The sequence below is a fragment of the Paenibacillus cucumis (ex Kampfer et al. 2016) genome (assembly GCF_019748695.1).
Classification (GTDB): domain Bacteria; phylum Bacillota; class Bacilli; order Paenibacillales; family Paenibacillaceae; genus Paenibacillus; species Paenibacillus polysaccharolyticus.
The window spans coordinates 37,812-57,233 of sequence record NZ_JACLIC010000039.1 but is presented as its reverse complement, the minus strand read 5'-3'; the positions used below and the strand labels follow the sequence as shown (position 1 = coordinate 57,233).

Sequence of the window (19,422 nt, the reverse complement as noted above, 5' to 3'; positions counted from 1 at the left end):
ACCCTCCTGAGATGTGTGAGTTATTCTCTCTTTGTTGTGCTTACTAAAATTGTAGCACATGTGTTCTCTATTGCCACCTATAGGAAACTATAGGGGTCTCCTATAAATAAGACAATTGACTCGCCATTGAAACAGCTTCTGTGCTGGATTGAACGCCTAACTTGTTAAAAATGACTTTTTTATGATAATTGACCGTACATTCCTTGATCTTAAGTTGCAATGCAATCGCCTTCACAGTCCATCCGCGGGATATCATCTCTAGAATCGTTAGTTGCCGCTCTGTGAATTCGACTTGGAGCTGTTTCTCCTGATGTGCCATGCTTTGGCTCTGGTAACGGTTCTGCATATTTGCCGGGATCAACTTGGCTATGGCCATGAGTTCACGCTGCATATCCGCGTTTATTGTAGACACATCGAGATAACCGAAATGCTGTGACCCCATGTATAGAGGAACGGCATAACAGTGCCAGCTTTGAAAAAATGGACTTTCATGCTGCTCTGGTAGCAAAAATACGGGCGCATTATCCTCCATCGTTCTGGAGATGGCATTAACGCCACAGCTCTGGGCTGAAAAACTCAGTCCCGGTCGAATAGGAGATTGCTTTACGTGCGGTTTCAAATTAGAGCTGTAATCCATGGACAGCAGCACGCCGTTAACATCTGTTAGCAGGAACAGATAAGTACCTGTCAAATTCTCTTTGATATCCAAAATACTGCGGCGGAACGCTTGAATTAGAAAATGATTGATTTTGCATAGTCGGTCTATTCCGCTTTGAGCTAAATAGTGAAAGGAAGCAGGAGTTCCAGTATGAACTCCCGTACCGTATTCCAATGGCCTTGAGACCGATGTATGAGCAGACATGTCATTCCTCCTTGATGCAATTGCGTTGATTAGCCGATCGTTTTGATCACATTCCCTTCCTGATCTTTAATCTGCGTGGGCACAATCTCAATAAGGAGCTTGTCCAGTGAAGGGACCTGAAAGGAGCTGGCTTGTGGACGAAGTTGCTCTACAATTTCGTTCAGTGCTTGCTGATTCACAGTCAATCTGACCTCTCGCTCCGTTTCCATCAGAGAGGGAAGATCCCCAGCTTCAAAGACAATGTTGATATCCGGCCCGATCAGGGACAACGTTGCTTTTTTGGCGATTCGGCTCCTCAGGATGCTGCCCAGAAGAGTTGCCTGTTGGGCACCTAGCTGAAGCTTGGCAGGGATGTTTTTCTGTAACAGTTTTTTGCGTGGTGACTCCCAGCTCAATTGTTGGATGAACAAAAAGGCGGTGCTTGATCCGTCTTCCTCAATGCCACGCTCCGTAGCTTGGATAACCGAAGGGATATCTGCGTAGGAATTCCTCATCAGATCCGTTACATATTTAGGCATGTAGCTTTCACAGGCAGCCAGGAAACCGCGGGTATTCCAGCTCTGAATCATCTCCAGTTCACGGCAGGTCATACCGACCATTTGGATAAATTGAACAGAACCATTCGGTGTATTCAGTTCAGGTAAATCTGGATCTTCTATGAATGCAAGTGCAGTCAAGAGTGTATCGGAGTTCAGGCAGATCGGGCCGTTGGCATCCAGATAATCTCCGGGCTGAAACAGGTTACCGCTGTTGAAGACATATCGCCCCATATTTTGGAGTAGATTGAGTGCCCAGGCCGGCGGTTCTGATTCATTTTCACAGCGTGTAAGGCGAAAAGTAAGTTCAAAACCATATCCACTTCTCGATGCATCATCGCCCTCTTTGCCGTAGAGCTCCGAGAAACCATAAGTTACAAAATGCCAATGAGGCATCGGTGTATCTACCGCATAGGCACTTATTCCGTCCAGTGGGTCGGGTCCGCCAAGCATATATGGAATGGCTGTGCCATAATGTTTAGGTTCCTGTTCTCCGTACAATTGCTGTATAGCGTGGTCGATGGCGTCCCAGCCAGATGTGTTTTCTTCTTCGGTCATGATGTGTTCCTCCTTGATTGTTCTCTCCCTGAAAATCATTTAAAATTAAGTCTACTAGTTATAACAGCGACTACAAGCGGCTTAAGGATGAATTCTCTGAGATAGGACTAGGGGGTACATATCTTAAAGGTGAAGGAGAAATGTTACATGAGTATGCAAGATATGTATTTGTCCGCATTTAAACAGGAGCATTGGGATACCTTCGTTGAACTATTTGATGAATGGTACGCTCAATTGCCCGATGAATGGAAAGAAGAGGCACGATTAAGAGGTATTCCAGAAGATATAGGCCGGGTACTTTTATGTGAAATGAAAGATTCCGCATTGAAATGGATAGACAAAAAGGTTCCAGCTCTGGGGGACCAAAGTCCTGCAAGTTATCTGGAAACGGAGGAAGGAACCAATGCCCTACGGGCAGCAATTTTGCGAATGCCACGTTAGAAATAGTTTTAGAAATGATGTCAGAAATGATGTTAGAAATAAGATAGTAATTATTATAAATACGTTGTTAGGTGATCTTATTGTGGCCGAAGGCCGCATAGTTTTGGTGAATTTGATTTTACAAAATAAATATGTTACGCTTACATCACAAGAGCAAAACAACAGAATATGTTATAACATCTTTTGATGGATTGTAACTGTGCAGACAGGCAAAACCTAAACTGATGGTGAAATGAAAGCCCCTTTTTTTGGTGCTATTTTACCCTGAGTTTAGGTTTTTCTTGTTTTCTGCTCTGTTTTGGAGTTGCTCTTACGTATGGAAAACCAAAAATTATTTCGAAAAGAGGTTGTTATGATGACCACGGCAAAAAAAGGATTCCCTGAAAACTTCCTGTGGGGCGGCGCTACAGCTGCGAACCAACTGGAAGGCGCATTCGATAAGGACGGAAAAGGTCTCTCCACAGCGGACATGATCGCTCATGTGCCAAAAGAAAAGCGTACGGGTGGACATGCCATGGAAATTTCCTCTTCCCGAATCGAAGAGATTCTCGCTGGCAAAATTGAAGAACGTTTCCCGAAACGTTTCGGTATTGATTTCTACCACCGTTTTAGAGAAGATATCGCACTATTCGCAGAAATGGGCTTCAAAGTATTCCGTTTGTCCATTCACTGGGCACGTATTTTCCCGAACGGTTATGACCAAGAGCCAAATGAAGCAGGTTTGAAATTCTATGATGAAGTATTTGATGAATTGCATAAATACGGCATTGAACCGCTCGTAACACTGTCTCACTATGAGACTCCGCTTGGTTTGACGCAAAAATACAATGGCTGGGCAAGCCGTGAAGTGATCGGACATTATGTTCGTTACGCTGAAACGGTATTCAACCGTTATAAAAACAAAGTGAAATACTGGCTGACATTTAACGAGATTAATGTGATGGTGTTCAGTCCGTACACTGGCGGCGGTATTCTAATTGATAAAGTGGACAATAAGCTGCAAACAACGTATCAAGCATTGCATCATCAATTTGTAGCAAGTGCTATGGTGACGAAGCTTGCACATGAGATCATTCCTGGCTCCCAAGTGGGCTGTATGCTTGCACGTATGGAAACTTATCCAGCGACTTGTAATCCGGTAGATGTTCAACTGGCTCAGCATGAGAATCAGCTTAACCTCTTCTTCACGGACATGCACGCTCGTGGTAAATACCCGAACTACATGGCGCGTTATTTTGATGAGAATAACATTGTCATTCAAAAAGAAGCAGGCGATGATGAGATTTTGCTGAACAACACGGTAGATTTCATCTCCTTCAGTTATTACATGTCTGTGACCAAGTCGGCTTCTGCGGATGCGGCTGAGACAGCAGGTAACCTGACAGGCGGCGTGAAAAACCCTTATCTGGAAGCATCCGACTGGGGCTGGGAGATCGACCCGATCGGTCTGCGCGTAACGTTGAACAACTTCTGGGATCGTTATCAAAAACCACTCTTTATCGTAGAGAATGGTCTGGGTGCGTATGACAAAGTGGAAGAGGATGGATCTATCCATGACTCGTACCGCGTCGACTACCTCAAAAAGCACATCGAACAGATGAAAGAGGCCATCAAAGATGGCGTTGAGCTGATTGGTTTTACGGCATGGGGCCCGATTGACCTCGTGAGTATGTCGACATCCGAGATGTCCAAACGTTATGGCTTTATCTACGTGGATCTCGATGATGAAGGTAACGGAACACTTGCACGCTCCAAAAAAGATTCATTTGATTGGTACAAAAATGTGATTGCCAGCAATGGTGAGCAACTGTAAACACCTGAAACAAAGATCTGATATTCAGCGATGACATTCTTAGGATTGTTACCGCACAGGGGCGGGCAAAACCTGACTTAAAAGTGTGATATGAGCTTTCGCTTCATACAACCCTTTTGGTTGGCGCTTGTCCGCTTTTTACTTTGCAATCAAACATCACATGAGCTGGAGGGGTTCTTTTGAAGAAGTGGAACAAAGGCATCAAACACGTTTCCTGTATGTTAGCACTAACGCTGAGTCTAAATGTGATCTGGCCTGGGACAACAGGTGCAGCAAGCGCACAAGTGACGCAAATTCAGGCGAATACGTTTGTTGGTGATCCGGGTGAGATGGTCGAATCTTTCGACATTACGGTTTCAGACGTGGAAAAATACAAAAATCTGAAGGCATCGGACTTTGATATTACAGGGAATTATGACGGTTATCCGTTAAATGCTGCAGGAGAAATTGTGCAAGACAACTATGAAGATGATGGCATTACGTTATCCATGAAGGATCATACGATCCACATGACCGTGAAACCTTTCAAATATCCTGGAGGCCTGAAATCCGAGTTTGCGGTAACCAGCAAAACGTATCCAGAACTTTCTTTTGATAAAAAAAGTGTTACTCAGGTGAAAACACGTACCGTGGATGAGTTTGAAAAAGCACAATTCACAGCTAGCAATGGTGTAACGCTATCTTATAACCTGAAACGCAGTCCTTCCAAGGAAGCGAAGCCGCTTATGGTATGGCTTCACGGCGGTGGTGAAGTTGGAACGGACGGACGCAATCATTTAACCGCTAATCGCGGTGCAGTAGTCTGGACGGAATCAGGGTATGATACTTCTGTACTGGCGGTGCAATATCCTGAGAATTACAGCTTCAAAATTTACAACAATGCAGAGCAACTACCAATAATGAAGGCATATTTTGAAGCTCAGGTTGAGTTGATTCAAAAGCTTGTTACCGAAGGTGAAGTAGACCCTAACCGGATCTATCTGTCTGGTGTATCCAGTGGCGGTGGAGGTGCATTCCGCTTCCTGATGCAGTATCCTGACCTGTTTGCTGGAGCAATTATCGTTGCTGCCAAAGATACCATTGCGGACTATACGGGTTCCGTTGATGCATTCAAGCAAGAACTGAAAGGCATTGTGGATGTGCCGATATGGATTATGCACGCTCAAAATGATCCAACAACAGATAGTCGTACTAGTTCACTTGCTTATCAGGCATTGACGGAGATGGGTGCTAAACAGGTGCATTTAACTTTATACGATGATGCATACATGGATAGTCATAGATTCTATGGAGGTTTGAAACATTGGTCATGGGTACCTGCTTTCAACAATAAAGAGGTTATCGCGAGTCTGTTCAAACTTCATAAAGGTACAGCTGGAGAGCAGACCGGAGGTTCATCAGAGCATGATGTACAACCTACGGAACCTGTAACTCGTGCGCAAATCGCAGCCGTTTTAGCTGATGCTCTACAACTTCCAGCAGCAACTGAGGATTATCCTTATATGGACAGCGCTCCTGACTGGGCTACTCAAGCCATTACGAAGGTGACTAAGGCGGGACTGATGAAAGGCATTGGCAATCAAATGTTTGCTCCAGAGAGCGAAGTAACACGAGCGCAGATGGCAGTTATTGTAGACCAGATCCTGACTAATAAGGATTGGAAGCCTGCTACAGATTCAGTGGAGCTGGTGTTTGGCGATGTCGACAGTAAGCATTGGGCATATGCGGCGATTCAGAATAGTGCTCGTGCTGGTGTAATGGCGGGTGTGAGCAAAGGCAAGTTTGATATGAAGCAAATCGTAACAGGTGCACAGCTTGAGCAAATCATGCAGCGACTTGAGCAAGTGGGCACAAAATAAAGTTTGGAACGGATATAAAATAAATTTTATATAAGTTGAACTATTTATTTACACTTGAACGGAGAGGACAGAAAAAACCTGGAAAAGCGGAGCGGACGCCTTTATCACCGGATTTTCCCCTTTGGAAAAGGGAATCGAAAAAATCTGGGGGTAACAGCGATTAGAAGGTTATTCTGTCATCGGAGTGGATTGTGTAAAATCTTTAGTTCAATTTATATAGACATTCAATGTTGAGAGGATGAACGCAAATGACTACACCATTTCCGAAGGATTTTCTGTGGGGCGGCGCGGTAGCGGCCAACCAGCTTGAGGGAGCTTATAATGCGGATGGCAAAGGTCTGTCTGTACAGGACGTTATGCCGCATGGTATTACAACTCCAAGAACCGAAGGCCCTACCGAGGATAACTTGAAATTGATCGGTATTGATTTCTACAATCGCTACAAAGAGGATGTCAAACTGTTTGCCGAGATGGGCTTTAAGGTGTTCCGTACATCCATTGCGTGGTCTCGCATTTTTCCAAAAGGGGACGAACTGGAGCCGAACGAGAAAGGTCTGCAATTCTATGATGACCTGTTCGATGAGTGTCACAAATACGGCATTGAACCGCTCGTAACGATCTCTCACTACGAGACGCCGCTACATTTGTCTAAAACCTATGATGGATGGGTTAATCGTAAAATGATTGAGTTTTACGAACGTTATGTCACTGTGCTGTTTAACCGTTTCAAAGGCAAAGTGAAATACTGGTTGACGTTTAATGAGATCAACTCCATTCTGGAAGAACCATTCATGAGTGGTGGTATCTATACACCGAAATCCGAATTGTCCAAGCAGGATCTGTACCAAGCGATCCATCATGAATTGGTAGCCAGTGCGCTTGCTGTCAAACTGGGCCATGAGATTATGCCGGAAGCGAAAATCGGGTGCATGGTGCTGAGCATGCCGACATATCCGCTCACACCGAATCCAGACGACGTTGTTGCAGCGATGCACGCAGAGCAACGGAATGATATTTTCGCTGATATCCATGCACGTGGGTATTATCCGAAATACATTAATCGCTATTTCAAAGCGAATAACATCAACATTAAGTTCGAAGATGGGGATGAGGAAATTCTCAAGCACACCGTAGATTTCATCTCCTTCAGCTATTATGTAAGTATCTGTGAGACCGGTGATCCGGAGAAACGTAAAGAGGGCAAAGGAAACCTGTTTGCAGGAGTTCAGAACCCTTACTTGAAAGCAAGCGAATGGGGATGGCAGATTGATCCTCAGGGCTTGCGTGTAACCCTCAATAAATACTGGGACCGTTATCAGAAACCATTGTTTATTGTCGAAAATGGTTTGGGCGCCGTAGATGAGTTGGTTACAGACGAGAATGGCAATAAAACGGTCCATGATGACTACCGCATTCAATACTTGAATGATCACCTGGTGCAAGTTGGTGAAGCGCTTGAAGATGGTGTCGAAGTGATGGGGTACACGTCATGGGGCTGCATTGACTTGGTAAGTGCCTCTACAGCAGAGATGAAGAAACGTTATGGTTTTATCTATGTAGACCGTAATAACGACGGTTCAGGAACACTAGAGCGTTATAAGAAGAAATCGTTCCACTGGTACAAAGAAGTTATTAGTACAAATGGCGCAAGTCTTGTCGATAATAATGCAAAAGCATAATTCCAAAGTCATTGTTGTATGAGTGCCTTTTATGTCGCATTAACGCACATTAACCGCTTTCAGAAAAACGTTGTCACATGCGATTTAATATGGTAAGATAGGCCCAAGGCTAAAGAATACTGGATTGTTACTGTTCAATCAGGCAAAACCAGAGGCAGGCATACTTCATGACCTGTTTTGGTTTTGCCTTTTACTACTTTGACGGTGCAAGGTGATGTGAAGAAATGAAAATTGAGAAGGTGCTCAACAACAATGTAGTCACTGTAATTGATCCGGGAGGTAACGAACTGGTCGTTATGGGGCGTGGAATTGCCTTCAAAAAGCATACTGGTGAATTCATCGACGAGAGTCTCGTCGAAAAAATATTTTCGCTCGAAAGTAAAGAAGTATCTCAGAAATTGAAGACGCTTCTGTCTGATATTCCGGTGGAATATGTGGAATGCTCGGATGAGATTATTCGTTACGCTGAGACGGTACTGGGTGAGAAGCTTCATGAAAGCATCTACATTTCACTGACGGATCATATTCATTTTGCTATTGACCGACATCGTCAAGGATTGCAGATCCGCAATGCATTATTTTGGGAAATCAAGCGTATGTACCGGAAGGAATATGCGATCGGTCTCAAGGCATTGCAGATTATTGAAGAAACGCTAGGTGTTCTTCTTCCCGAGGACGAATGTGCATTCATCGCGATGCATCTGGTTAACGCCCAGATGAATGGTGAGATGAGAGAAACGATCAGCATTACGAATATCGTGAAGGATATTCTCAACATCGTTCGGCGCAGTTTCGTGATCGAGCTCGACGAAGATTCACTAAGTTATTACCGATTCCTGACCCATTTGAAGTTCTTCGCTCAACGGGTACTCCAAGGTACAGCGATTGAAGACAAGGAAGAGGATAATCCGCTTCATGATCTGGTGAGTAAACAATATCCGGAAGCACATGCTTGTGCAGTCAAGATTAACGATTATACACGTAAAATCTATAATCGGGTCTTGTCGAAGGAAGAAGTGTTGTATCTCACGATCCACATCGAACGTATTGTCCGAAATGAACAAACAATCGAATAATTTGGGATTGTTACTGCAAAAAAGGCAAAACCTAAACGTTGAAACATGATAAGCTGTTATGCTTTGTCATGGATCGGTGTTTAGGTTTTTTTTAAACCTTCAATACACATAAAAGGAGCAAAACACAATGGATAAACAACAATTGTCCAAAGATATTCTGAAGCTTGTTGGTGGCGAAGAAAACGTGGATCAAGTGACCCACTGTATGACAAGACTCAGATTTAACTTGAATGACAACAAAAAAGCTGACAAAGAAACATTAAAGAACACACCTGGAGTTATGGGTGTTATGGAGAATGGCGGACAGTTCCAGGTCATCATCGGTAACGATGTACCGAAGGTATACAACGCGCTGGTAGGCAACATGTCCAAAGGTGCAAATGCCGGAACTTCTACGGCTTCTACAGGCCCGAAACAAAAGAGAAATCCAATAAGTGCCCTGTTTGACTTCATCTCAGGCGTATTTACTCCAATCCTCCCGGCGATTACCGGCGCAGGTATGATCAAAGGGATCGTGGCAATCCTTGTGGCGTTTGGCTGGCTGTCTGATAAGAGTTCGACTTATGTTATCTTATCTGCGATCGGTGACGGTGCTTTCTACTTCTTGCCAATCATTCTTGCCATCAGTGCTGCTAAGAAATTGGGAAGCAATATGTATATCGGTGCAGCGCTTGCAGCCGGAATTATGCATCCAACCATAACAGCTTTGCTGGCAGAAGGAAACTCATCGTTCGCGGGGATTAAAGTCGTCGCAGCAACCTATTCTTCAACGGTTATTCCGATTGTTATTGCGATCTGGATTGCTTCTTACGTGGAAAAAGCGGTTGACCGCATTACCCATTCATCAGTAAAACTCATCGTCGTACCAACGGTTACCTTGCTGATCATGGTTCCACTTACATTGATTGCGATTGGACCACTGGGTTCCATTATCGGTAATGGTATGTCTGGCGGTATTGCTTGGTTGTTCGATAATGCGTCTATCCTCGCAAGTATTCTAATTGGTGGTACAATGTCACTGCTAATTATTACAGGAATGCACTATGCGTTGCTACCGATCGTTGTTGGTTCCATGACAACATTAGGTTATGACTTTATTATACCTTTGATGCTTGCAGCGAACTGGGCTCAAGCGGGTGGAGCGATTGGTGTAGGACTCCGTTCCAAAAATGGACAAACGAAATCTATGGCTTATTCCACAGGTCTGACAGCATTTATGGGGATTACTGAACCAGCGATGTATGGTGTTAATATGAGATACAAAAAACCGTTTATTGCTGCGCTCATCGGTGGGGCAATCGGTGGTGGCTTTATGGGTATTGTCAAGGTAAAAGCATTTGTACTAACAGGCCTTGTAGGTTTGCCAGGACTTGCAGCATTTATCAGTCCGTCCATCAGTACATTGATTTATGGTATACTGGGCGGTGTCATTGCGATTGTCTCTGCAGCATTGATTACGTACATCTTGGGATTCCAGGAAAATAATGCTCCGCAAGCAGCTGCAACTTCAGCTTCTACAGAAACTGTAACGTCAGCAACAACGACTGCTCCAGCAGTAACGGAAGAAACACAAGCACAAGATGAGCAAGTATTTAGCCCGATCACGGGTGAAGTGAAACCGCTTAGTGAAGTTCCTGACCCTGCGTTTTCTGAAGAAATTATGGGTAAAGGTTTTGCAATTCAACCGACAGAAGGCCGCGTTGTTTCTCCAATCAACGGAACGGTATTCTCATTATCGAAGAGCGGACATGCCATTGGTCTCGTAAGTGATACAGGTGCGGAAATGCTGATTCACATCGGGATTGATACGGTGAAGTTGAAAGGCCAGTTCTTCTCTCCTAAAGTTCAGGCAGGCACCAAGGTTTCTGTGGGTGATGTCTTGATGGAATTCGACCGGGAAGAGATTGAAAAAGCGGGTTATACAACGATTACACCGGTAATCATAACCAATATGCATCAATATGCTTCTATTGAGTCTGCTGGTCGTATAACCGTTAAGGAACAAGAACTGTTGTTCACGGCAAAAGCATAATTCAATATAACAAAAGCAGTTGCTTCCTGGAATATATCCAGAGAAGCAACTGCTTTTTTCATTTTAATTATGCAGATTTCTCTATGTACATTGTAGAGAGGCCTGTGCAATCTGAATCAGTTTTATTTTAAAGGAAACATAGTTAGATGGTTATTTGACGATAATTTTACCTTGTCCTGCGAGCATGCGCATTTCCCGGGACAGGCGATCCTGATCTTCAACTGCGATTTCAAGTTGCACACCGTAACGCCATACCATGTTATATTCCATCCCCCAGCGAAGTGTGCCCTCTATATATAATAAGTCTTCAAACAGCTTCAAGTTGATGCCGATGCGAATATCGTTATCTTCTACAGGGAGGGACAGTGGAAAAGCAAGCTGACAGCCCGAACGACTGATATCACGTAATTCGGCCTGAATAGGCTTGGAAGGACCGTCCATGCCATTAATGCTCAGGATATAGATTTCGAAGTGCATAGGTTCTTTCAGAGTATAACGAAAAGGTTCTTTCCTATTATTAATTGGCATAGATTCCTCCATCAAGTTCAAAAAAATTCCGTTATGGATATATCGTCAGTTGTTAACCAGAAATGAAGAGTAACGTTACAGAGATGGTTCGGGAGTTCGATTTTATGTGTGAGGCTGGCTTGTTATAATAAAAAAATGAAGGAGAGGATGAACATGCAAGGAACATTTCAGATGGATACGGATACAGCCACATTATGTTGTTATGATCTGGCGTCATTAGAGCATCGTCTCCAGGATACACCTGACTGGTGGTCGATCCCGGATGATGAACTGGAGGAGGTAAACGCAGGTCATTGTCTGTTCCTGAATCTGGGTGAGGACGGAACGTATGAAGTGCACTGGAATGTGCAAGAAACGATTTTGGAAACCGGGAGTGAAGCGGAGCCGAGACAGAGATATTATTTTCAGGTTCCTTCGGGCACAGTTTACTTAGGGGCAGCAGATGATGTCAGTGGCGGTGAACTGGAACCGGATGAATTATCCCAAGGGGTTTTCTTACAGCTAAACTCTGGAAATTATGCGTGTACTGTGTTTAAAAAGGAAAATCAGATATCGGTTACGATCCAACCTACTGACCAAGGGAAGAACAAGCTACAGGATTTGATCCGACTATAGCATGGTCTTGCATGGATTAATTTAATTACACTACATACTTATATAGTCATTTTTAGGAGAGATGGATATGCATCATTGGAGCGGGACACCGATCATGAATGCTTCTATTTTGCACCAGCGGATAAGAGCGCTTGCGGCACTTGATATCATTCTGTCAGAGGAGGAATGGCTCCGCGTACATCGTTATCACCATAACATTCTTCAGCCAGATACAGCATGGGGAAGTGTAGATAACGGGGCAGGGGACCATCTGCATGCTATGTTTACGAATACGGGCACGTTACTCAAAGGGTTTGATCATGAATCTCCGCTTAGTCCGCATAACCGTGAGGATGGTGAAATCTATCCGGGAATGTACGATGAGGTACCGGAGGATTTCATACGTCTGTTAGATCAACACGAGGAAACGCTGGCTCGAGAGGATGTGACCTTCTGTATTTGGCAGGAAGTGCACAGTCCTGAGTGGAAAACAGGCAGTTGGATTGGACTTGCTATGGCTCAGGAGAACGAATCGGATGCTGAGGGTGGGGTAGCATTTCTGCTCGGTTATATCGAGGAAACACCGGAATCATACATCGATTGGGCAAAAGATTACTACGATATACAGGGAATGTCTCTGACTGCTGTGACTGAAATATATAACGGTGCACCGATTAGTGCTGACCTGATCCGAGAATTGAATCCAAAGCGTGATGTGTTCGTTGCAATGGATGAACTACAGCAATCTGGATACGCAGTGCAGCGAAGTGAAGCCCGGTAAACGATGTTTGAGGGAGGAATCACGTTATGGGTTGGGAGTATGGGATCAGAACGAAGGAGCAGGAGCACGGCAGGTTGACTGAGATCTTGACGCGACTGGCGGCTTCGCTGACACATAACAGGATGTACAGCGTAGAACAACATATGGATGGTTTTGTTCTTTTGCGTGACGATGCATCCTGGCCCAAAGCTTTGGAAGTATGGCTGGAGGAAGCGAACAATTTGGATGAAGTAGCGGAGGGTGAAAAATACATTTACTGCCTGTTCCACATCTGGGGGGAGGAAGGACGAACCTGGAAGGAGCAGATGGTGGGTGTGACGAATCAGTATCCAGAAGTATTTGAATGGTTCGAATTGTGAGTGCCTGAAGTGGTGTTTCGGGAAAGGAGTGAATGTTGTGCAAAGACAAGCCAAAAGTAAAATTCCGGTGCTCCTTTATCAGTATGAAGGCCCGGAGAGGAATATCGGGTTTACCTTGTCTCCCTTATACCTGAACGAAGAGATGCATGAGATAAGACAGGAGGATAGGCTGTTCATCTATGATGAGGATTTCAAGCATATTCGTCCGGCAATCCATCGTGTTTTCCCTTTAACGGACCCGCAAAGTGGAGAAGAGCTGCAGGCGTTTGATCCCTGTTGGGATAATCCGATGGTGAAAGAGGTATGGCCGGGCATTTTAGCTGAGTTGGATCAGGTGGAAGTTGTTGAACCGGAACTGCGGGTGTTCCTGGATTCGTTGACAACCTGGATTCGGAACGTGCTGGCTTCAGCTGACGGGATTGAAGTTACGGGTAATCTATAAGTAGATGTAATTCGATTACGAGTGCAGGAATAGCAGCTCCTATCTATGGATGGGGAGCTTTTTTTCGTATGGAAAATAATGAAAACGGTTTGGTCGGTTCGTCCGTCTTATACCACAGAGAGAGAGAGAGAGAGAGAGAAGGAGGGGAACAGGATGGATAGCGAGACAGGGATGAAGCAGATGAACTGGATACATGTGCACGATGAATCAGCGTTTATTAATTCCGTTACGGAGCATCAGGATACGTTATTATCCATTGCCTATAGCTATTTAAGGAATCGGCAGGATTCACTGGAAGCTATACAAGAGATGACCTGCAGAGCCTGGATTAAACGTCGTACGCTAAAAAACGAGAAGGCATTTAAATCATGGATCATTCGAATTTTAATTTATGTCTGTATTGATGAACAGCGTCGCCGCAAGCGAACTATACCTCAGCCGGATGAGAGCATGGAGAATAATACCCCGGCTTCGTGGATAATTAGTGCCCAAGATAATCGTATAGCCATGCAGTCCCTTTTGCTTAAATTACAACCGAAGTATCGGCATGTATTGTTGCTCAAGTACTACAACGATATGACACTTACAGATATTGCTTCAATTCTTGGCAAACCGGAAGGCACGATTAAGACATGGCAGCATAAGGGTCTTGAACAATTACGGAAGCTGATGAAGAATAGGAGGGATTGGCATGACCACTAGCCCGGAGGAAAAAGCATTGCTGGCAGATGCATATGAGGTTAACAAAGAGCGTAGAGAATTAGATTCGGCGAATACGGCTGCTGCCATACAACGCGGCTTGGCGGAAGCCAGAACGAGTAGATCGAGTAAAAGAAGACGAGGACAATGGATCGCAGTGTTATGCGCTGTATCACTTGCTGTGGCGGGTATTATGTTCGCATCACTTGGAGACCTCGGTCAACAACGGTTGACCTCTTCCGAACCTGAAGTTCATTGGGGGGGATTGGAGCCTTTTCGTGGATTGCTGCGCACAGATCAGGAGAGTGCTACCCTTACCTCAGCTCTTAACCATAATTATGTTCAACGTGTTAATCAGACGGTGACGATGGGAAAATACACGTTTACGCTGGATGCATTGATGGCGGATGAGAATCGAGTTATCCTCTTATACTCAGCAAGGACGGATACTCCGAGTGGTGTATATTCCATGGCGAACACAAAATTGACGGATGCCTCGACAGGACATGTGATTGATAACGGCAGCATTAGCAGCATTCATTTCTCAGATCAGAATAATGTCCTCCGAGGTCGTACCACATTTGACCGAAGTCGCAGCACGGCGCTTCCGGAAAAATTAAATTTTGAATTTCAGCTTTCCTCTGTCGTTCCTGATCGCCTTCATGATGACAAGGGCGAGGGAAATGGAACAGAACGGGAGAAGCAGAGGGAGAATTCGCAGGAACGTAAGTACGAATTTTCTAAAAAAATGAACGTTATGGTTGCATTAGACCCGAAATTTTCTATTCCTAAAACGGAGATTATTCCTGTCAATAAAACGTTCAAGTTTGGGGAGTACGACGTATTGATCTCGGACGTGGAAATTTCGCCACTGGTTACACAGGTAAGAGTTGATTATGATCCCAAACAAAAGCTTGACTATGAGAAGGAGTCGTTCATTAGCGATATCGTTCAGCCGTTTGAGATTGTTACGTTCTCCAAAAAAGGGGAGAAAACAACCTTATCTAGGAATGGAGGCAGAGGAACGGGGAATGGCATGACGTATTCGTTCGCCAGTAATTTTCTTGATGAACCTCAATCAATTATATTGAAGGTGCAAGGAAAGCCAGGAAAGGTCTATGACAATTTACAAGATGTCGCTAAAGATCAATTCGAAATCAAAATTAAATAGATGCTTCAGGATAGATGGGATGTGTTCATGAGTCAGGCGTGACATGAGCTCATCCTTCTTGTTTTTTCACCATATCTGACCTGCTGTTGCAAAAAAGATAAAATAATTGTCTTTTTGCAATAATGGTATTGTCACAATGCAGGTTACAAGCTATAATCGAGTTGTTTAAGGGACAAATTACAAAGGATGGTGATATTTTGAAGAAGTTTTCATTGCTTTTACTCGCAGTCACTTTATTGTTGTTAACGGTTTCAACAGCCCCTGCTACATATGGTGCGGCTAACTTTCCCAACACGGGCACAAATGGTTTGACTGGTTTTGCAGGTAATGCGAAGAATGAGAACGGTGTATCCAAGGCGGCGACGACAGGAGGCAGGAACGGTCAGGTCGTGTATGTCAGTAATCTGAATGATCTGAGAACACACATGGCAGGCTCTACAGCTAAGATTGTCGTTGTGGAACAGAATATTTCTTCATCCAGCTTGCAAAAAGTTGAATTTGGTTCCAACAAAACATTGGTAGGTTCTTTTGACAGACATACATTAACGAACATTCACTTCAGATCCACTTCGGGATCAAGCAATGTGATCTTTCAAAATCTGACGTTTAATCACTCTGCGAACATCAATGCCAACGATGATATCCAAATGTATATTACTTCCGGCTCCAACTATTGGATCGACCATGTTACCTTCTCGGGCCACAACTACAGTTCTGGCGGCAGTGACCTGGATAAGCTTTTGTATATCGGTGACCGCGCAGACTATATCACGATCAGTAACTCCAAATTTGCGAATCACAAATATGGCATCATTCTAGGACACCCGAATGACGGTAATAGCAGTTATAATGGTGTGCCACATGTGACCATGTCCAATAACTATTTCGAAAACTTGTATGTACGTGGCCCTGGACTTATGCGTTATGGTTTCTTCCACATCAAAAACAATTACGCCAATAACTTCAATCAAGCGATCACGATCGGAGAAAAAGCCCGTATTTATTCCGAAAACAACTACTTTGGTGCAGGAGCTGAAAAAGGCGGCATTCTGGACGACAAAGGTAAAGGAGAATTTACGGATACAGGTAGCACCCCTGCTCTGAACAGCCCGGTTTCTCCAAAAACCAACTGGAGACCAAGCAATAACTACAGCTATCAGGTTGAAAGCGCGGCCTATGCACGTGAGTTTGTTACGAAATATGCCGGATCATCGAATACAACATTGGTATTTGGCAAGTAACAGGCGGAAGGTATATGAGATCACTATAAAAGATAAAGATGGAGTAAAGAGTCTGCTTTTATGCGTACCTACGCATGAGCAGGCTCTTTTTTTTGGTGCACATTCAGGGAATTTTATTTTGTTAACATATATTTATTAAGACATATTAATTTTAGACATAAATTGCCGATATACATAAAGTGGCGCTGACTGCACGTTTATGAAGTTAATATGTACTATGCTAAAGGCGCAGGAGTTACGGAACTACGTATAAGCAGGACTATGGACTGAGAATAAACTTATAGTGGCCTACATGTGTTAATTTTTTTAACTTACATAAAGGACGGGGTAAGCATGAATCGTATTGATGAGATCACTTGGCAGAGAAACAAACTAGTAAGTTACATGATGTGGGCCATAACGGCCATCAGCGCGGGGATTACGATTATTGTTCCCGATCTATGGCTATCCACGCTACTCTCCGTTGTAGTTACTCTAGCAGTTACTGTATGCAATTTCATGAAAAAAGGTATACATATCATTCCATGGTTTGTGACCGTAGCGGTGATCGCCAGTGGAATTTACGTAAGTCGTGACGCGATGAATGCCGTGCAAGGCATTCTAATTGTTTCACCGCTCCTGCTGTATCCGAATAGCAAGCACTATAACACTGCTTTTTCGGTGATGCTTGCCTTTTTCACGGTTCAGTTGGTTCTTGTGTCATCTGCAAGTATCGAGCAACTCTTTGCCGATTTGATTAATTTCAGTATGTATATCGTAACCGGAATTATTATGATCACCGTGTCAAGGGTAAACAAACGATTGTTCATGGACAGTGAAGCACGGGGAGCGCAGGTGGAAGAGTCACGCACCCGCGTGGAAATCATGTTGCAACGGGTGAAAGAAGCTGTTGCAGGGTTGTCCCGCTATACGGAGCAATTGAAACAAAAAGTGGATGAGACCGGTGCCATCACCAACGAAGTTACGGTCGGATTCAGCGAAGTTGCAAGAGGTATCGAGTTTCAGGCGACCAGTATTGCCGAAATCTCCGAATCGTTATCTCAGTCTGACCGTCATATTAAGGACGTAGCGTCATATTCTGAGCAGATGAAAGAGCTGTCCGCAAGTATGGCCTCAAGTACACAGACGGGTAGTGCGCATATGGGTCACCTGAACGAACAGATGCATGAATTGTACGAGACAATAAACACGACAGCTGATGATATGAAGAAATTCAATGATCAGAGTGAATCGATGACGTTAATGCTGAACAGTATCTCGGATATCGCCACTCAAACCAATCTGCTTGCGCTGAATGCAGCTATTGAAGCAGCACGGGCAGGTGAGCATGGACGCGGATTTGCCGTCGTTTCGGAGGAAGTTCGCAAGCTGGCTGAGAGCTCAGGCCAATCGGCGAGTGAGATTACCTCGATCCTCACCAGTCTGAGAACACAGACACAGGCATTGACAAGCCGGTTTGAAGGGGTTCGTCAGTTGCTGCAAGTTGGAGCAGAAAGTGTTCTGACAACGGAGCGGGTATTCCAGTCCATTAACAACAATTCACAGAATGTATTGACTCAGGCCACAGAAATTGAAACAAGTTCAGCAACGATGAAGGAATCCTCGACTCGGGTGGTTAATGAAGTATCCGAAATTTCCAGTGTAACGCAACAATCCAGTGCTGCAACGGAAGAGATTCTGGCGAGTATGGAAGAGCAGCGTAATCTGACGCAAAATATGGTGGCAAGCTTCACCGAACTGGAGAAGCTTATTGTTAATCTAGGTGATCTCGTGTCCAATCATCATGCTTCGACACCAGATAACAAATCCGAGATAGATTCATCCCTTGCGGCAAAGGTTGTTCCAATCCCTACGATATCAGCCTAAGTCTGACTTTCGTCTTGCAAGAGATTGTTAACCGATCATATTAGGTTTATGCCAATAGGCCCGTCCATGCGTAATTACTCGCTTTGCGGGCTTTTTTGGCGTTCAAAGGTCTCTTGTAGCGATCTATATTTTTAGATAGAGTAGGTGTAGAAATAGAAAAGTAATGAAGGAGAGATCATTTTGAATTGGACAGATATTAGTAAAATCAAAGATATAGAGCATCTTTCTGAACTTATAGCTTCATCCTCATTGGATGTCAATGAACGGGATGAACGCGGACGAACACCCCTTATGCTCTTCTTGACTAATCGTGCGCCTCTTGAGGGCATTCGCTGTCTGCTGCAAGCCAATCCTGAACTGGAATTGGAGGACAAACTCGGGGATACAGCTTTGAAAAAAGCCGTAAGGTTCAACCAGCCTGAAGCGATTCGTTTATTGCTTGAACATGGGGCGAGACTGGATTCTCCCAACGGCATTCTAGCTACAGCCTGGAACCTGGCAAGAGGGCGCAATCCAAACATGGCGGAGATCCTGCTAGATACACCTGGAGCCATACGTTTGATTTTGACGGCTGAAGAACAACAGATTGTGGATGACATTGTTTACGAGGAGTCTTCCGATGCAGCCTGTGAGAAAATTCGGATGCTGGACTCAGAAGTGTTGATACATGCCGTGGTGAATGGCTTTAATTGGGATGATAGTCCCGGACCGATGGTTGTAGCGGCTGAACATCCCAAATGTGCCGAGATCACAAAGCTTGATATGGCTGAGTTGATGGAGGTAGACTACTGGCTGGAAATGGATATGGAAGAAGTGAACAGAAGAGTAGATGGGCCTACATATCGACACCTCGCGGCATTTTTGACTAGAAAGGGTTGATTCAAA

At 44.3% G+C, this 19,422-nt stretch carries 18 protein-coding genes; 15 read left to right on the top strand and 3 right to left on the bottom strand.

What is annotated here, in order from left to right; all coding sequences use genetic code 11:
- Positions 1-100: 100 nt before the first annotated feature.
- Both H7T88_RS21820 and H7T88_RS21815 read right to left on the bottom strand, forming a co-directional pair.
- Complete coding sequence (locus tag H7T88_RS21820) at positions 101-862, bottom strand: LuxR C-terminal-related transcriptional regulator (protein ID WP_221790279.1); 762 nt, start codon at positions 860-862, stop codon at positions 101-103.
- Between the two features lie 29 nt (positions 863-891).
- Positions 892-1,956 (bottom strand): suppressor of fused domain protein, encoded by a 1,065-nt coding sequence (locus H7T88_RS21815; RefSeq protein WP_221790277.1) that lies wholly within the window; start codon positions 1,954-1,956, stop codon positions 892-894.
- Positions 1,957-2,103: 147 nt separating this feature from the next.
- On the opposite strand from H7T88_RS21815, the gene H7T88_RS21810 reads away from it, so the two are divergent.
- The 6 genes from H7T88_RS21810 (at position 2,104) to H7T88_RS21785 (ending at position 10,856) form a co-directional block, all read left to right on the top strand.
- Positions 2,104-2,397 carry an antitoxin Xre/MbcA/ParS toxin-binding domain-containing protein gene (locus tag H7T88_RS21810; protein WP_154887795.1) on the top strand — a complete coding sequence of 98 codons (294 nt, stop codon included), beginning with the start codon at positions 2,104-2,106 and terminating at the stop codon, positions 2,395-2,397.
- Positions 2,398-2,752: 355 nt separating this feature from the next.
- Complete coding sequence (locus H7T88_RS21805; RefSeq protein WP_090915671.1) at positions 2,753-4,210, top strand: glycoside hydrolase family 1 protein; 1,458 nt, start codon at positions 2,753-2,755, stop codon at positions 4,208-4,210.
- A 179-nt stretch (positions 4,211-4,389) separates the two neighbouring features.
- Positions 4,390-6,069, top strand: a complete 1,680-nt coding sequence (locus tag H7T88_RS21800) for an S-layer homology domain-containing protein (protein ID WP_221790275.1) — start codon at positions 4,390-4,392, stop codon at positions 6,067-6,069.
- A 248-nt stretch (positions 6,070-6,317) separates the two neighbouring features.
- Positions 6,318-7,748, top strand: a complete 1,431-nt coding sequence (locus H7T88_RS21795; RefSeq protein ID WP_221790273.1) for a glycoside hydrolase family 1 protein — start codon at positions 6,318-6,320, stop codon at positions 7,746-7,748.
- 224 nt (positions 7,749-7,972) lie between these two features.
- On the top strand, positions 7,973-8,824 hold the full coding sequence (gene licT / locus H7T88_RS21790) for a BglG family transcription antiterminator LicT (RefSeq protein WP_090915167.1): 852 nt from the start codon (positions 7,973-7,975) through the stop codon (positions 8,822-8,824).
- Between the two features lie 127 nt (positions 8,825-8,951).
- On the top strand, positions 8,952-10,856 hold the full coding sequence (locus H7T88_RS21785; RefSeq protein ID WP_154957885.1) for a beta-glucoside-specific PTS transporter subunit IIABC: 1,905 nt from the start codon (positions 8,952-8,954) through the stop codon (positions 10,854-10,856).
- A gap of 150 nt (positions 10,857-11,006) precedes the next feature.
- On the opposite strand, the gene H7T88_RS21780 is transcribed toward H7T88_RS21785, so the two are convergent.
- Positions 11,007-11,384 (bottom strand): PilZ domain-containing protein, encoded by a 378-nt coding sequence (locus tag H7T88_RS21780; protein ID WP_090915162.1) that lies wholly within the window; start codon positions 11,382-11,384, stop codon positions 11,007-11,009.
- Between the two features lie 153 nt (positions 11,385-11,537).
- Between H7T88_RS21780 and H7T88_RS21775 the strand changes: the two genes are divergently transcribed.
- From H7T88_RS21775 to H7T88_RS21735, 9 genes are all read left to right on the top strand, one after another.
- Positions 11,538-11,999 carry a DUF6386 family protein gene (locus H7T88_RS21775; protein ID WP_260511064.1) on the top strand — a complete coding sequence of 154 codons (462 nt, stop codon included), beginning with the start codon at positions 11,538-11,540 and terminating at the stop codon, positions 11,997-11,999.
- A 67-nt stretch (positions 12,000-12,066) separates the two neighbouring features.
- Positions 12,067-12,759 (top strand): hypothetical protein, encoded by a 693-nt coding sequence (locus tag H7T88_RS21770; protein WP_221790270.1) that lies wholly within the window; start codon positions 12,067-12,069, stop codon positions 12,757-12,759.
- A 26-nt stretch (positions 12,760-12,785) separates the two neighbouring features.
- Entirely contained in the window at positions 12,786-13,118 is a 333-nt protein-coding gene (locus H7T88_RS21765; RefSeq protein ID WP_221790269.1) for a hypothetical protein, read from the top strand.
- A 37-nt stretch (positions 13,119-13,155) separates the two neighbouring features.
- Positions 13,156-13,560, top strand: a complete 405-nt coding sequence (locus H7T88_RS21760; RefSeq protein ID WP_221790268.1) for a hypothetical protein — start codon at positions 13,156-13,158, stop codon at positions 13,558-13,560.
- A 153-nt stretch (positions 13,561-13,713) separates the two neighbouring features.
- The gene (locus H7T88_RS21755; RefSeq protein ID WP_260511063.1) at positions 13,714-14,262 is read left to right on the top strand and encodes a sigma-70 family RNA polymerase sigma factor; all 549 of its coding nucleotides are present in this window, start codon (positions 13,714-13,716) and stop codon (positions 14,260-14,262) included.
- Entirely contained in the window at positions 14,252-15,430 is a 1,179-nt protein-coding gene (locus tag H7T88_RS21750; RefSeq protein ID WP_221790267.1) for a DUF4179 domain-containing protein, read from the top strand. Before H7T88_RS21755 ends, H7T88_RS21750 begins: the two co-directional genes overlap by 11 nt.
- Before the next feature lie 197 nt (positions 15,431-15,627).
- The gene (locus H7T88_RS21745; RefSeq protein WP_221790266.1) at positions 15,628-16,671 is read left to right on the top strand and encodes a pectate lyase family protein; all 1,044 of its coding nucleotides are present in this window, start codon (positions 15,628-15,630) and stop codon (positions 16,669-16,671) included.
- 333 nt (positions 16,672-17,004) lie between these two features.
- Positions 17,005-18,537, top strand: coding sequence for a methyl-accepting chemotaxis protein (locus tag H7T88_RS21740; protein ID WP_221790265.1), 1,533 nt, complete (start codon positions 17,005-17,007; stop codon positions 18,535-18,537).
- Between the two features lie 180 nt (positions 18,538-18,717).
- The gene (locus H7T88_RS21735) at positions 18,718-19,416 is read left to right on the top strand and encodes a DUF4274 domain-containing protein (protein ID WP_260511062.1); all 699 of its coding nucleotides are present in this window, start codon (positions 18,718-18,720) and stop codon (positions 19,414-19,416) included.
- Positions 19,417-19,422 lie beyond the last annotated feature (6 nt).